Origin of the sequence: Microbacterium sulfonylureivorans, assembly GCF_003999995.1 — a bacterium.
In the GTDB taxonomy this organism is placed as follows: domain Bacteria; phylum Actinomycetota; class Actinomycetes; order Actinomycetales; family Microbacteriaceae; genus Microbacterium; species Microbacterium sulfonylureivorans.
Genome location: NZ_RJAD01000001.1, coordinates 242,252 through 256,129 on the forward strand (window position 1 = coordinate 242,252; position 13,878 = coordinate 256,129).

At 72.4% G+C, this 13,878-nt stretch carries 13 protein-coding genes; 5 read left to right on the forward strand and 8 right to left on the reverse strand.

From position 1 onward, the window contains the following. Positions 1 to 75 precede the first annotated feature (75 nt). Together EER34_RS01155 and EER34_RS01160 are read right to left on the reverse strand one after the other, a co-directional pair. Positions 76 to 942, reverse strand: coding sequence for an alanyl-tRNA editing protein (locus EER34_RS01155; protein WP_127472750.1), 867 nt, complete (start codon positions 940 to 942; stop codon positions 76 to 78). Beyond that, a complete protein-coding gene (locus EER34_RS01160) occupies positions 939 to 1,733 on the reverse strand; it encodes an SDR family oxidoreductase (RefSeq protein WP_205791307.1) in 795 nt (264 codons plus the stop codon). Before EER34_RS01160 ends, EER34_RS01155 begins: the two co-directional genes overlap by 4 nt. 257 nt (positions 1,734 to 1,990) lie before the next feature. On the opposite strand from EER34_RS01160, the gene EER34_RS01165 reads away from it, so the two are divergent. Next, positions 1,991 to 3,313, forward strand: a complete 1,323-nt coding sequence (locus EER34_RS01165; RefSeq protein ID WP_127472751.1) for a bifunctional o-acetylhomoserine/o-acetylserine sulfhydrylase — start codon at positions 1,991 to 1,993, stop codon at positions 3,311 to 3,313. A 69-nt stretch (positions 3,314 to 3,382) separates the two neighbouring features. Here EER34_RS01165 and EER34_RS01170 read toward each other — a convergent pair whose 3' ends face one another. Further along, the gene (locus tag EER34_RS01170) at positions 3,383 to 4,324 is read right to left on the reverse strand and encodes a prenyltransferase/squalene oxidase repeat-containing protein (protein ID WP_127472752.1); all 942 of its coding nucleotides are present in this window, start codon (positions 4,322 to 4,324) and stop codon (positions 3,383 to 3,385) included. A gap of 57 nt (positions 4,325 to 4,381) precedes the next feature. Here EER34_RS01170 and EER34_RS01175 point away from each other — a divergent pair, with 57 nt between their 5' ends. The 3 genes from EER34_RS01175 to EER34_RS01185 all read left to right on the forward strand — a co-directional run bounded on the left by EER34_RS01175 (position 4,382) and on the right by EER34_RS01185 (position 8,049). Next, the gene (locus EER34_RS01175) at positions 4,382 to 5,401 is read left to right on the forward strand and encodes a DUF2332 domain-containing protein (RefSeq protein ID WP_240642062.1); all 1,020 of its coding nucleotides are present in this window, start codon (positions 4,382 to 4,384) and stop codon (positions 5,399 to 5,401) included. 58 nt (positions 5,402 to 5,459) lie between these two features. Next, positions 5,460 to 6,665 carry a homoserine O-acetyltransferase MetX gene (metX, locus tag EER34_RS01180; RefSeq protein WP_127472754.1) on the forward strand — a complete coding sequence of 402 codons (1,206 nt, stop codon included), beginning with the start codon at positions 5,460 to 5,462 and terminating at the stop codon, positions 6,663 to 6,665. A gap of 124 nt (positions 6,666 to 6,789) precedes the next feature. Further along, positions 6,790 to 8,049: a hypothetical protein gene (locus EER34_RS01185; RefSeq protein ID WP_127472755.1), complete on the forward strand. Its 1,260-nt coding sequence runs from the start codon at positions 6,790 to 6,792 to the stop codon at positions 8,047 to 8,049. Between the two features lie 7 nt (positions 8,050 to 8,056). On the opposite strand, the gene EER34_RS01190 is transcribed toward EER34_RS01185, so the two are convergent. The 5 genes from EER34_RS01190 to EER34_RS01210 all read right to left on the reverse strand — a co-directional run bounded on the left by EER34_RS01190 (position 8,057) and on the right by EER34_RS01210 (position 12,734). Then, positions 8,057 to 8,818 (reverse strand): NUDIX domain-containing protein, encoded by a 762-nt coding sequence (locus tag EER34_RS01190; protein ID WP_127472756.1) that lies wholly within the window; start codon positions 8,816 to 8,818, stop codon positions 8,057 to 8,059. Between the two features lie 171 nt (positions 8,819 to 8,989). After that, positions 8,990 to 10,210 carry an MFS transporter gene (locus tag EER34_RS01195; RefSeq protein WP_127472757.1) on the reverse strand — a complete coding sequence of 407 codons (1,221 nt, stop codon included), beginning with the start codon at positions 10,208 to 10,210 and terminating at the stop codon, positions 8,990 to 8,992. Between the two features lie 70 nt (positions 10,211 to 10,280). Beyond that, positions 10,281 to 10,607 carry a thiamine-binding protein gene (locus EER34_RS01200; protein WP_127472758.1) on the reverse strand — a complete coding sequence of 109 codons (327 nt, stop codon included), beginning with the start codon at positions 10,605 to 10,607 and terminating at the stop codon, positions 10,281 to 10,283. Between the two features lie 37 nt (positions 10,608 to 10,644). Continuing rightward, the gene (locus tag EER34_RS01205) at positions 10,645 to 11,856 is read right to left on the reverse strand and encodes a glycosyltransferase 87 family protein (protein ID WP_164743412.1); all 1,212 of its coding nucleotides are present in this window, start codon (positions 11,854 to 11,856) and stop codon (positions 10,645 to 10,647) included. Between the two features lie 44 nt (positions 11,857 to 11,900). Then, positions 11,901 to 12,734: an ADP-dependent NAD(P)H-hydrate dehydratase gene (locus EER34_RS01210; RefSeq protein ID WP_127472759.1), complete on the reverse strand. Its 834-nt coding sequence runs from the start codon at positions 12,732 to 12,734 to the stop codon at positions 11,901 to 11,903. A 31-nt stretch (positions 12,735 to 12,765) separates the two neighbouring features. On the opposite strand from EER34_RS01210, the gene EER34_RS01215 reads away from it, so the two are divergent. After that, a complete protein-coding gene (locus EER34_RS01215; protein ID WP_127472760.1) occupies positions 12,766 to 13,833 on the forward strand; it encodes an NADH:flavin oxidoreductase/NADH oxidase in 1,068 nt (355 codons plus the stop codon). Positions 13,834 to 13,878 lie beyond the last annotated feature (45 nt).

Consider the following 13,878-nt stretch of genomic DNA (forward strand, 5'->3'; position numbering starts at 1 on the left):
AACCTCCGCGCTCGCGTCGATCATCCGCGATCGCAACGCGACCGGCGAAGAGCGGATGCCGCGGCATCCGCTCGATCAGCGGCGAACGGCCGTCGTGGTCATGACGAGTTCGAGACCGCCCTCGACGGGCGTCGCCTCGAACGAGACCGTCGCCGAGGCGAGGTCTGCGAGCGCGGCGACGTGCGTTCCGCCGCAGGGGATGCGGGCGTCGCCCCCCGGAAGGGCGCACACCCAGGTGCGCCGGTCGGCGAGCATCGGCCCGTCGGCCTCGATGGCCACTGCGCCGCCGGCGGCGATCCACTCCGCGAGCTGCGCGTCGACGCGCCCCGCGAGATCGTCGAGGTCCTCGAGCGCGACCGGGTCGAATCCCTTGCGGCGCAGCGACTTGCCGATGCGGTAGACGTCGCGTGAGCCGTCGGGCACGATCCGCGACTCCTGGATCGCGAGCGAGTCGAATGCCGGCGCGCCCAGAGCGTCGACGGGCGCCTCCTTGCGCCACGCGTCGGCGAGCGCGGCGTCGAGAGCCAGCGACGCGAGATGGCAGGCGGTGTGGCCCGCCGATAGGGCGTCGCGGTAGGCGGCATCCACGTCGATCTCGACGGTGTCGCCCACGGCGATGGCGTCGCCGTCGACGATGTGCGCGACGACGAAGGTCCAGCCCTCCGTGCCGGTGCGGACCGGCACCTCGGTGCCGAGGAGAAGCTCGCCGCCCTGTGTCGCGCCGACGACCGACGCGCCGATCTCGAACGATCGGCCGCCCGCGCGCAGCGAGCCCCGATCCGCCGGCTGATCGGGCCACGCGGTGTCGACGGGGTGGAACGCGGTCGTGTCGAGAACGACCGCCGAGCGTCCGTCCCCGGCGTCGGCCACGTGCACGACGGTTCCGGTTGAGGCGGTGGCGCCCGAGGGGTAGGTGATCACGGTCCCCGTGACGGCGGTCACGAGAGCTTGCCCTCGTCGGCGCGGGGGCGCAGCGGGCCGCGTGCCAGCAGGTGCTGCGCGGACTGGGCGACCGGGCGCATGGTGATGAGGTCGAGATTCACGTGCCCGGGCGCATCGAGCGCGTACGCGATCACGTCGGCGACGTCCTCCGCGGTGAGCGGAGCCTCGACGCCTTCGTAGACCCGCTCGGCCGCCGCCTTGTCTCCGCCGAGGCGGTTGGCCGTGAACTCCTCGGTGTGCACCATGCCGGGCGCGACCTCGATCACGCGGATCGGCTCGCCGTTCAGCTCGAGGCGCAGCGCGTGCGCCAGCATCGCCTCGCCGGCCTTGGCCGCGTTGTAGCCCGCTCCCCCGGCGTACGCCGTCTGAGCGGCGGTCGAGGTCACGAAGAGCGCGTCGGCGTAGCCGTCGCCGGCGGCCGCGAGGCGCAGCTGCGGAAGGAGCGCGGAGACGAGCCGCTGCGCCGACAGGACGTTCACGTCGAACATCCACTGCCAGTCCTCGACGCGGCCGTCCTCGACGCGGTCGGCGCCGCGTGCGCCGCCGGCGACGTGCACGAGCGAGTGGACCGGCCCTGACTCCGCGAGGAACCCCGCCAGCGCCTCGACATCGGCATCGGAGGTCAGATCGGCGGCGAATGCCACCGCGCCGATCTCGGCCTCGAGCTCGGCGAGCCGCTCGGCGCGTCGGGCGACGGCGACGACATCCCAGCCCCGCGAGCGCAGCGCCCGCGCCGTCGCCTCACCGATCCCCGAACTGGCCCCGGTCACCACCGCACGTCTCGTCGTCATGCCTCCACGCTACCCATCCCGCCCGGCACCGCCCATCCGCGAGGGTGCGAGCTGCGGCGCGAAAGCGCAGGCTTCGCGCGAGGAGGACTGCGCCTTCGACCCCGAACCTGCGCTCCCGCGAGGGCGTTCGGGGCCGCGCAGCGAGCCGGGGAGGTTACGTCACATTTCCCTCTCGTTGTTGACAGAACGAGGCATCCGTACTGTCGATCCGGTCGGGGGAGATCGCCCTCGCCCCACCGAACCCGCAGGAGCAAGCCATGTCCGCACCCGAGAACTGGCGTTTCGAGACCAAGCAGATCCACTCCGGCGCCGCGCCGGACCCGGTGACGAAGGCGCGCGCCACGCCGATCTACCAGACCACGTCCTACGTGTTCGACAACGCCGATCACGCGGCGAATCTGTTCGCCCTGGCCGAGTTCGGCAACATCTACACGCGCATCCAGAACCCGACGCAGGCCGTCGTCGAGGAGCGCCTCGCCGCGCTCGAGGGAGGCACCGGCGCCCTCCTCGTCGCGAGCGGTCAGGCCGCCGAGACGTTCGCGGTGCTCAACATCGCCCAGGCCGGCGACCACATCGTCTCGTCGAGCTCGATCTACGGCGGCACCTACAACCTCTTCAAGTACACGCTCGCCAAGCTCGGCATCGAGACGACGTTCGTCGAGAACCAGGACGACGCCGAGGAGTGGCGCCGCGCGGTCCGCCCGAACACCAAGCTGTTCTTCGCCGAGACCATCGGCAACCCGAAGATCAACGTCCTCGACATCCGCACCGTCGCCGACGTCGCGCACGAAGCCGGCATCCCCCTGATCGTCGACAACACGATCGCCACCCCGTACCTCATCAAGCCGTTCGAGTTCGGCGCCGACATCGTGATCCACTCGGCCACGAAGTTCCTCGGCGGCCACGGCACCGTCATCGGCGGCATCATCGTCGACGGCGGCACGTTCAAGTGGTCCGAGAACGTCGAGAAGTTCCCGGGGCTCACCGAGCCCGACCCGAGCTACCACGGCGCCAGTTACACGGCCGCGGTCGGCGACAGCCTCGCCTACATCATCAAGGCGCGCGTGCAGCTGCTCCGCGACCTCGGCGCGGCCATCGCCCCGCAGAGCGCGTGGCTGCTCATCCAGGGCATCGAGACGCTGTCGCTGCGCATCGAGCGTCACGTCCAGAATGCGCAGGAGATCGCGGAGTGGCTCGAGAACCAGAGCGACGTCGCGTCGGTCAACTACTCGGGCCTGCCCACGTCGCCCTGGTACGCCGCCGCCAACAGGTACGCCCCCAAGGGCGTCGGCGCGGTGCTGTCGTTCGAGCTCAAGGGCGGCGTCGAGGCGGGTCGTGAGTTCGTCAACTCGCTGACCCTCTTCAGCCACCTCGCCAACATCGGCGACGTGCGCTCGCTCGTGATCCACCCCGCATCGACCACCCACTCGCAGCTCACGCCCGAGCAGCAGCTGACCACGGGCGTCACCCCCGGCCTGGTGCGTCTGTCGGTGGGTCTCGAGAACATCGACGACCTCAAGGCCGACCTCGAGCAGGCACTCGCCGCAGCCCGTCGCGTGTCGGACGCTGCACGCGCGTAACGGCGTCAGAACGGCGGATGCCCCGGCCCCTCGCGGGTCGGGGCATCCGCCGTTCTCGGCTCGGCGCCCTCAGGCCGCGTCCCACCAGCGGAGGGTCCGCAGAGCGCGCAGCGTGACCCAGCGGCTGGGGAACCCTTCACCCTCCGCTTCGAGGTCGAAGAGCGTCGCCCCCTGATGGGTGTTCTCGAGCGGGAAGAGCCCCATCGGCGTGCGCTTCGCCCGCAGTCGCTCGACGGCCTCGGTGCAGCGCTCGTCGCGCTCGGGGCGCGTCAGACGGAAGTACTCCAGCGCGCGCAGGATGTCGTAGTACCACCGGGTCGGTGACGAGAGCATCGTCATCCGCAGGTCGGCGATCTCTCCCGTCGACTTCCGGCGGAAGAGGCTGCGCTCGAGGAGGAACTCCTCGCCGCGGAGCCGAGCGGCACGCACCTCGTCGTCGCCGCCGGTCGCCTGCTCCCACGCCCACAGCCCCTCGAGGGCGGCGAGCGTCGAGTGGAACGACCCCGGGGTCGCGGCATCCTCCTCCCAGCAGTTCCACCCGCCGTCGTCGTGCTGGGTCTCGAGGAGGGTGGCGGCGATCGGCGCGGCCGCCTGCCCGAAATACGCGCCCACGAGCAGCGCGGTGCCGTTGATGCACGGCTCTCCCTCGCCCTGGAAGTACAGCTCGCCGTTGTAGTCCCACCGCGCGTTGTCGCGCACCAGTGCCACCGCCCGCTGCGCCTCGGGCGAATCGGGCTCGATTCCGTATTCGACCAGCGACTGCAGCGAGAAGTGCGTCGCCGTCCACGCGTCGTAGAACGGCCGGCTGTCGTCGACCCATCCCGGGCGGTAGGTGCCGCCGTCCCACAGCCCGTCTTCGCCCTGCTCGGCCAGGAGCCTCGCGCCCCACCCCTCGGTGGCCACGCGCGCCCGCTCCGCTGCGACCCGGTCGGCCGGGGCATCCGTGAGATCGCGCATGACCTGCCAGCGGATCGCGGGGTCGCCGTCCATCAGATACTCGATGACGTCCATGCCCGCATGCTAGACCGGCCTGGCGACACCCGCGCCGGGGCTCGTAGGGTGGGGCGCGTGGACACCGACGCCACCGCAGCGATCGCGGCCTTCTACGAGGACTTCGGCCGCCGGTGGGCGCACGGCACGTCTCCGCTCTACGAGCACTGGGCGCTGGGTGTCTCGACCGACGGCGAGGTGCTCTCCCGCCTGGCACTGCTCGCAAAGCCCAAGCAGCAGCCGAACCTCGTGTTCGCATCCGCCCGCTGGGAGGGCGCGCCGCTCGTCCGGTACCCGGAGCTGCGACCGTGGCTGCTCGACCACTGGGACCTCCTCGTCGCCACCGGCGACACCCGCACGGTGCAGACGAACGAGGTCAACCGCTGCGCGACATGGCTCCCTCCCCTGGCGCGGATCGACCGGCCGCTCGCGCTCCTCGAGGTCGGCGCCGCCGCCGGACTCTGCCTCTTCCCCGATCGCTGCAGCGCCGAGTACGCGACCCCGTCCGGGGTTCGACGGGTCGATCCGCCCACCGGGCGGAGCGACGTCGTCCTCGCATGCACGGTGGACGACGAGGCATCCGTCCCCACCCGGCACCCGGACGTGGTCTGGCGCCGCGGGATCGACCTCGATCCGATCGACGCCGCTGACGCGGACGCGATCGACTGGCTCGCCAACCTCGTGTGGCCCGGACCCGACCACGATCCGCGCGTCGCCCGGCTGCGCGCGGCGGCGGCGGTCGCGGCATCCGATCCCCCCGAGATCGTGCGCGGCGACCTTCTCGAGAGACTGACGGATGTCGCGGCCGCCGCTCCCTCCGACGCCACCCTCGTCGTGTTCCACAGCGCCGTGCTGCTGTATCTCGACGCCGGGGAGCGCCGCCGGTTCGCCGACCTGATCGGCGGGCTCGGGCCGGCGATCGATCGCGACGTGGTGTGGCTGTCGAACGAGACCACGGGGACGCTGCCCGAGATCGACGCCCAGGTTCCGGAGGGCACCGCGACCGACCATCGGTTCGTGCAGACCTGGAACGGGCGCGCGATCGCCCTCGCCGGGCAGCACGGCGCTACCTACGAGACGCGGCCGTTCGCGGGCTGAATCCGCGACGGGGCGTAACAGTCGGCCCCTTCCCGAGGTCACGCGCGAGAATGGGCGAATGGACTGGCAGACCTCCGAAGACACCGTGCCCTCGGCACCGGTGACGGAGGCCGACGCCCGCCTGCTGCTCGGACGCCCGCCGGCGACGGGCGCGTGGCGCGACGGCGACCCGGTCGGCGAGCGGCATTTCGCCGCCTTCGGCTCGTTCCGCACCGAGGGCGGACGCGAGCTCCCCGCCTACCGACTGGCCTACGAGACGTGGGGCGTGCTCAACCCGGCGCGCGACAATGCGGTGCTGATCCTGCACGCCCTCACGGGTGACAGTCACGTGCGCGGCCCCGCCGGGCCGGGGCATCCGACCACCGGCTGGTGGGACGAGATCGTCGGCCCGGGAGCGCCGATCGACACCGACCGCTGGTTCGTGGTCGCCCCCAACATGCTCGGCGGATGCCAGGGATCCACGGGCCCGGCCAGTATCGGGCCCGACGGGTACGAATGGGCATCACGGTTCCCGTATCTGACGATCCGCGACCAGGTCGCCGCCCAGGTGCGCCTGGCCGACGCCCTCGGCATCGATGTGTGGGCCGGTGTCGTCGGCGGATCCATGGGCGGGATGCACGCGCTCGAGTGGGCCGTGGGGCTGCCCGACCGCGTGGAGCGCGTCGGCATCCTGTCGGCGCCGCCCGTCAACACCGCCGACCAGATCGCGCTCAACTCGGTGCAGATCGAGGCCGTCCGCATCGACCCGCGGTACCAGGCGGGCGAGTACTACGACGCCGCCGACGGCGACGGCCCGAACCGCGGCCTGGCTCTCGCCCGCCGCATGGCGCTGCTGAACTACCGCTCCCCGACCGAGCTCAACCAGCGGTTCCAGCGCTCGTGGCAGTCCGGAGTGAGCCCGCTCGGCCACGGCGGACGCTTCGCGGTGGAGTCGTACCTGGACTTCCACGGCAACAAGTTCACGCGCCGGTTCGACGCGAACAGCTATGTCACCCTCGTCGAGGCGATGAACTCGCACGACGTCGGCCGCGACCGCGGCGGCATCGAGGACGCGCTCGCGCGCGTGACCGCGACGGCGCTCGTCCTCGGCATCGACAGCGACCGCCTCTTCCCCATCGACGGGCAGCACCGGATCGCCAAGGGCATCCGACGAACCCTCGACGGGGACCGCTCGGTCGTGCTCGCGAGCGACTTCGGCCACGACGGGTTCCTCATCGAGACCCACACCGTCGGGTCCCACCTGCGGCGTCTGCTCGAGGGCTGACTCAGCGCGGAGCCCGCGATCGGCGCCGTGCCGGGCACTTGCGACCCGACGGGGACATCACCGTAGGATCGGACGCATGTCGCGCGCCCCGGAAGCACGGACCACTGCTCGACGAACACGATGGATGCACCGCAGTGCTGCCGCCGTCGCGGTCGCCGGCCTCGCGAGCGCCCTGGCTCTCATGACCACCCCGGCATCAGCCGTCCTCCCCGACCAGGTCGGGGTGTTCCCCACGTGGTCGATCGCCGGCGGAACGGGCGCTCACACCGCCACCGCAACGTTCCCGCCGTCGGCGGCGTTCGCGCCCGTCACGGTCACCAGCAATGCGACGACGGTGACCGGACCGAGCGGGGTGACCGGATTCCTCGGCGCGTCGACCGCCTTCGGGCAGGACTTCGGCTCCACCAAGTCGCAGCCGTACCTCAACGTCAGTACGGCGGCCGGACAGACGAATGCCACGACGACGCTGACGTTCACCGGGCCGCAGCCCGACGGCTGGGGATTCGCGCTCGGCGACATCGACGCGGACTGGGTGTTCGTCCGGGCATGGGCGGACCCGGGTCGCACGACTCCGCTGACGTCGGAGCAGCTCGGATTCCAGTCGGCGGGCAACTACTGCACGAATGTGCCCCGTCCAGGAAGCTGCGGCGCCGGCCCCTACACCGATCAGCCGGTGTGGGTCACGGCACCTGAGACATTCGACGGTGTCGACTACGTCCCGGGAACCCTGCGCGGCAACAGCCTGCCGGGCAGCCCGGCCCCTGGACTCGACACATCCGGGGCATACGGCTGGTTCAAGCCGACGACCGATCTCGCGGTGATCGAGCTGCTGTACGGCGCACGGTCCGGATTCCCGATCTTCCAGCTCTGGCTCGCCTCACCCGCACCGAAGGCGACGATCACGGGCACAGTCGAGCTGCCCGATCAGTCTGCAGGCTCACCGATCCCGCCTGACACGCTCATTCAGCTGAACAACCAGGACGGCACTCCGGTGCTGAACGCCGAGGAGCTGCCCGTGCAGACGCCGGTGGCGCCCGACGGCACCTTCGCCATCGAGACCGAGCAGCGACCTGTCGACGACCCCTACCAGCTGGTCGTCATCCCGCCTCCCGGCTACACCGCGCCGCCGCCGATCGCGGTCGTGGCGGACTCCGCCGCACCCGCGCCGGTCGTGTTCGAGCTCGCCGCCGTCCCGACGGAGACTCCTGCTCCCACCCCGCCTCCGGCCGACGTCGATGATCCGCCCGCCCCGCAACCGGCCGACGTCGATGATCCGCCAGCCCTCGCCGAGTCCGGAGCCGATCTCAGGGCGGCGGCCTGGGCCGTCGCGGTCATTATGCTCGGCATGGCGCTCGTCGCGGCACCTCGCCTGCGTCGCCACTGACCGTCGCTCACCGGGCGATGCGCGTGTACCGCCACGGCAGAGCGCCGATCTCGAGCCGGTGGCGGGCAGCGGATGCCTCGGCCGCGGCATCCGGATCGTATTCGGCGTCACCGTCCCACAGCAGCAGCGGTCCATCGGCACCGCGCCGCGCGACGGTCTCGAAGCGCCGGACCCCGCCGAGTCGCGCCGTCGCGAGGACGGACGAGACGTCGGCATGCCCGGCGAGATCGTGGAGAGTGACCCACGTCGGCGGGTACAGGGTGACTTCGCCGCGCCCGTGCCGGGCGAGCATGTCCGTCGGCGTCACCCACTCCGCCGCGACGGCCTCCTCGGCGGCGAGCGCCAGCGGGGCGTCCGGCGCGGAGACCGCGAAGAACCACGTGCGGATCCGCAGCGCGATGCCGGGCGGCGGATCCCAGCACGAGATCGTCACGAGCGCATCGGGATCGAGGACGAGGCCGGACTCCTCCGACGTCTCGCGCACGCCCGCGCGGCGCGCGGCGTCCTCTTCCGGCTCGTCCTCGGCGAGGCGGTCGTCGACTTCGAGCTTGCCGCCGGGAAAGACCCATGCCCCCGCGAACGATCCGCGATCGGGCCGCTCGAGCAGCAGCACCTCGGGCCCGCGGGCGGCGTCGCGCAGGATCACGACGGTCGCCGCCACGGGGATGCCAGGGTCCGACGCGTCCTCGGGCCGACGGGCCCGCGAATCCGTCATGGAGTCGGCGAGCGCGCGCAGCGCCCGGTCGGGAGTCGGCGTCGGCTCGGGCATCCCCTCACTTTAGGCGCGGTGCCGACCGTACCGGCTCGCGGGCACGTCTCGCGGGCACGTCTCGCGCGAGCGGGCACGCCTCGCCCGAGCGGGCACGTCTCACCCGGGCGCAACGTGCCCGCTCAGGTGGGACGTGCCCGTTCGCGGGGAATCGGGGCGGCGCCGGCAACCTCAGTTCGAGAGCACGATGCCCCGCGCGCGCTCGGACGCGAGGCTCGCGAGCGCCACGGCGAGGCCGCCGAGCGCGAGGGCGACGCCGACCCACGCCGGAGCGACGAACCCCCAGCCGACCGCGATCACGACGCCGCCGAGGAGCGCGCCGAGGCTGTTGCCGATGTTGAGCGCCGAGTGGTTCAGCGCCGCGGCGATCGACTGGTTGTCCTGCGCGACGTCCATGAGTCGCGTCTGGATGGTCGGGCTCAGGGCCGACGACGTGAACCCGGTGAGGAACACGAAGAATCCGAGCGCCCAGATCCAGTGCGACGTCAGCGCGAGGAGGGCGAGCACGACGGAGAGTGCGACGAGCCCCCCGACGAGCGTGCGCTTGAGGTCGACGTCGGCCAGGCGGCCGCCGACGAGGTTGCCGATCGTCATGCCGAGGCCCATGACCACGAGCACGATCGGCACCACCCACTCGGGTGACCCGGCGACCTCGGTCACCATGGGCGCGACGTACGTGTAGACGGCGAAGAATCCGCCGAACCCGATCGCGCCGACACCCAGCGCCAGCCAGACCTGTCCGATGCGGAAGACCTTGAGCTCCGCGCGGAGGGTGCGGCCGGGGTCGCCCGGATGCTCCGGCACGAAGAACGCGATGAGGATCGTGGCGGCGGCGAAGATGCCCGCGACCACCATGAACGCCGAACGCCATCCGACCTGCTGGCCGAGATAGGTGCCGAGCGGGACGCCGACCACATTCGCGATCGTGAGGCCGGTGAGGACGAACGAGACGCCCTTCGCCCGCTGACCGGGCCCGAGCACCTCCGCGGCCACGAGGGCGCCGATGCCGAAGTAGGCCCCGTGCGGAAGCCCGGCCAGCAGGCGGGAGACCGCGACCCACTCGTACGTCGGAGCGAGGAAGGTCAGCGCGTTGAAGACCGTGAGCGCGAGCGCGAGGCCGATCATCACGCGATGCCGCGGATACTTGGCGACCGCACCGGCGATCGTCGGCGCGCCGATCACGACGCCGAGTGCGTAGAGGCTGATGAGCCAGCCGGCCTGCGCGATCGCGTCTTCGGGGCTCGTCGCCCACTGAGTGGGCAGCAGATCGGAGGCGATGTTCGGCAGCAGGCCCATCACGACGAATTCGGTCATGCCGATGCCGAAGCTGCCGACGGCGAGGGAGAGGAGCGCCCACGTCGCCGCACCCCTCGTCAGAGTCGAGGAGGTCACCCGGTCATGCTAGCGGCGGCGACGGCATCCTGTCGAATCGATTCGACAGGATGCGTCCCGCCCGCGTTGCTCACGCCTCGGAGTCGTCGCCCGTCTGCTCGTCGATCGCCGCCTCGAGCCGCTCGACCTTGCCGTCGAGCTCGCCCGAGTATCCCGGGCGGATGTCGGCCTTGAGCACGAGCGACACCCGCGAGCCGTACGGCTGCACGGCCTCGGTGGCGCGGCGCACGACGTCGAAGACCTCGTCCCACTCCCCCTCGATCTCGGTGAACATCGACGTCGTGCGGTGGGGCAGGCCGCTCGCGCGGACGACGCGGACCGCAGCGGCGACGGCGTCGTGGACGGAGCCGTCGGCGTTGCCGGTGCCGCCGGGGGCGACGGAGAAGGCGACGAGCATGGGAACCTCCGGTTCGGTGGGGACGGGGTCGTGAAGGTCAGGTGAGAGAAGGCGCGGGACGCCGCAGCCGCCCCGGCACGCGGGCGACGCGCACGATCGCCCAGACGAGCAGCGCGATCAGCAGCACGTTGCGGAGCGTCAGCACGCCCGCCGCGAAGGCATCCGCCACGATCAGCCGGTCGTACAGCAACGGGTAGACGAACTGGGTGAGCAGCGCAGCCGCGAGCGCGCCGACGGCCGGCCACCGCCAGCGACGCCGGTCGATGACCAGCCCGAGCGCGACGGGGGCGATGATCCACGCGAGGAACTGCGGCGATCCGACCTTGTTGAAGACGATGAACGCGAGCACGAGCGCCAGCGCGAGCGGCGGGAAGAGCACGGCGAAACCTGCTCCGCGCCCTGCCTTCACAGCGCCGAGCGCAGCGATCGCCAGGACCGCCAGCGCGAGGAGCGGAGTCATGACGGCGATGACCGCGTCGACGTTCGCGCCGGTGACCTGGAAGGTGAGGATGTCGGAGTCGTAGTAGACGAATGCGCCGTCCACGCCCGCCACCGCCTGCCAGAGGTGCCACGCCGTCACCGGCGCCTCGAGCTGCAGGCCACGGCCCGTCTGCCCCTCCACGAACCCGAGGACGTGCGCCGCCCCGCCCGCCGAGGCGACCAGGGCGACCGTGACCGCGCTGACGATGAGCGCACCCCCGAGTACGACGAGCCGCCGGCGGACGGCGATGACCGCCGCGGCGAGGAGGGCCGCCGGCCACACCTTCATCCACGTGGCCACCGACAGCAGGATCGCGGCCAGGAGGGGGCGGCCGACGAGCCACAGCGAGCCCGCGAGCGCGAGCGACACGGTGACCCCGTCGAGCCGGTACATGCCGACCGGGCCGAGCAGCAGGATGAACGCGAGCCAGAACGCCGCCGCCAGCGTGCGACCGGTCGAGCGCCCCCGACCGACGAGCAGCGCGAACGCGAGGGCGTTGGCCACGATGACGACGAGCGCCCACGCGACCGTGTACCCGGCGACCCAGGCGATGCCCAGCGCGAGCATCATCGGCGCCAGGGCGAGCTGGGGGTACACCCACGGCTCGGTGACGCCCATGATCGCCGTCCCCGACGCCGCGCTGCGCGCCCACGGCTCGTAGACGAGGTACACGTCGCCCATCGGCAGGTTCGGCAGGACGAAGCCGAGCACCGCGACGATCAGGTGGACGAACACGAACGCGATCCACAGCCCCGCGCGCCTCGACACCGTCTCATCCTATTCAGCGCACGGTGCCCGCCCGGTCACCGGGCTCAGACGGCGTCGAGCGCCTCGGCGACGGCGCGGGGCAGCTCGTCCGCGACGTCGAGCGCCGTGATCGGTCCCCCACCGCGCTCGGCGGACGCCAGGCGTCCCGCGTGTCCGTGCAGCCAGGCCGCCGCTGCCGCGAGCGAGGCGAGGGACGCGGCATCCGTCACTCGTCCGCCGGCAACGGCACCCGCCACGAGCGCGCCGATCACGCCGGCCAGGACGTCGCCCGTGCCGGCCGTGGCGAGCCACGCGGTTCCCGCCACGACCTCGAACGCCGACCCGTCGGGCGACGCGACAACGGTCACCGCGCCCTTGAGCAGCACCACGGCGCCGGTCGCATCCGCCGTCTCGCGGGCCGCGACGACACGATCGGGTCCGGCCGTCGCGAGCCCGAGCGCCGACCGCAGCCGGGCGTGCTCGCGGGCATGCGGGGTCAGGATGCGCGGGGCCGTACCGTCCGCGGCGAGATCGAGCGCGCCCGCGTCGACGATCACCGGGTCGGTGTCGTGGAGGATGCCGCGCAGCGCCTCGGTCTCGCCCCGGGCGCGGGTCGAGGCATCCGTTCCCGAGCCCATCAGCCAGGCCTGCACCCGCCCGTCGGCCGCGACCGTCTCGGGGCGCCGGGCGAGGACGAGTCCCGTCGGACGTGCCGGTCCGACGTACCTCACCATGCCCACGCCCGCACGCCAGGCCGCTTCGACTCCCAGGACCGCGGCGCCCGGATAGGCATCGGAGCCGGTGCGGACACCCAGGACGCCTCGGGAATACTTGTCGTCGGCGGCCGTTGGCCTCCGGAGGGCGCGTCCCGTGTCCTCCACCGTCCATGACCGCGTCATGGCGCCACCCTACTCGCGGAGTCTCGCCCGGATGAGCATCCTCTTCACGCCCCTGTCGTTGCGCGACATCACCCTGCGGAACCGCCTGTGGGTCTCGCCGATGTGCCAGTACAGCGCGGTCGACGGCGTGCCGCAGGAGTGGCACCACACCCACCTCGCCCAGTTCGCGTCGGGCGGCGCCGGCCTCGTCATCGCGGAGGCCACCGCGGTCTCCCCCGAGGGCCGCATCTCGCCCGAGGACACCGGCCTGTGGAACGACGCGCAGCGCGACGCCTGGGCGCCGATCGTCGCAGCCGTGCACGCGCGAGGCGCGGTGGCCGGCGTGCAGCTGGCCCATGCCGGACGCAAGGCCTCGACCTGGTCGCCGTTCTCAGGCCACCGCGGCTCGGTGCCGGTCGCCGACGGAGGGTGGCAGACCGTGGCACCCTCGGCGATCGCGTTCGACGGCTTCGCCGCGCCGGTCGCGCTCGACCTCGGCGGCATCGACCGGGTCGTCTCCGACTTCGCCGATGCCGCGCGCCGCGCCATCGCCGCGGGGTTCGAGGTGCTCGAGATCCACGCAGCCCACGGCTACCTCCTGCACCAGTTCCTCTCGCCGCTGTCGAACGCGCGCGACGACGAGTACGGCGGCTCGCTCGAGAACCGCGCACGCCTGCTCCTGCGCGTGGTCGGTGCGGTGCGGGATGCCGCGCCCGCCGCACCGCTGCTCGTGCGCTTCTCCGCCACGGACTGGGCCGGCGGCGGCTGGGACGCCGACCAGACGGCGACCGTCGCACGCTGGGCGGCCGACCGCGGCGCCGACTTCTTCGACATCTCCAGCGGCGGCCTCGTCGCCCACCAGCGCATCACGCCCGGCCCCGGGTATCAGGTCGACCTCGCCGCCCACGTCCGCCGGACTGCCGGCGTGCCGGTGAGCGCCGTAGGCATGATCGACGAGCCCGGCCTCGCGGAACAGGTCGTCGCCGCAGGCGACGCCGACGCGGTCATGGCCGGCCGCGAATGGCTGCGCGATCCGCACTACGCCCTGCGGGCGGCCGCCGAGCTCGGCGCCGACATCGACTACTGGCCGAAGCAGTACGTGCGGGCCCGCCTCGGCTGAGACCGCCCCGAACCACGAGCGGGCGCGCAGCGGCGGCCGGGCCCC

Excerpts from the sequence above, each read along its gene's own strand:
- EER34_RS01160 (WP_205791307.1), bottom strand. The coding sequence starts at position 1,733 with ATGACGACGAGACGTGCGGTGGTGACCGGGGCCAGTTCGGGGATCGGT.
- EER34_RS01165 (WP_127472751.1), top strand. The coding sequence starts at position 1,991 with ATGTCCGCACCCGAGAACTGGCGTTTCGAGACCAAGCAGATCCACTCC.
- EER34_RS01170 (WP_127472752.1), bottom strand. The coding sequence starts at position 4,324 with ATGGACGTCATCGAGTATCTGATGGACGGCGACCCCGCGATCCGCTGG.
- metX (WP_127472754.1), top strand. The coding sequence starts at position 5,460 with ATGGACTGGCAGACCTCCGAAGACACCGTGCCCTCGGCACCGGTGACG.
- EER34_RS01185 (WP_127472755.1), top strand. The coding sequence starts at position 6,790 with ATGCACCGCAGTGCTGCCGCCGTCGCGGTCGCCGGCCTCGCGAGCGCC.
- EER34_RS01190 (WP_127472756.1), bottom strand. The coding sequence starts at position 8,818 with ATGCCCGAGCCGACGCCGACTCCCGACCGGGCGCTGCGCGCGCTCGCC.
- EER34_RS01200 (WP_127472758.1), bottom strand. The coding sequence starts at position 10,607 with ATGCTCGTCGCCTTCTCCGTCGCCCCCGGCGGCACCGGCAACGCCGAC.
- EER34_RS01210 (WP_127472759.1), bottom strand. The coding sequence starts at position 12,734 with ATGACGCGGTCATGGACGGTGGAGGACACGGGACGCGCCCTCCGGAGG.
- EER34_RS01215 (WP_127472760.1), top strand. The coding sequence starts at position 12,766 with ATGAGCATCCTCTTCACGCCCCTGTCGTTGCGCGACATCACCCTGCGG.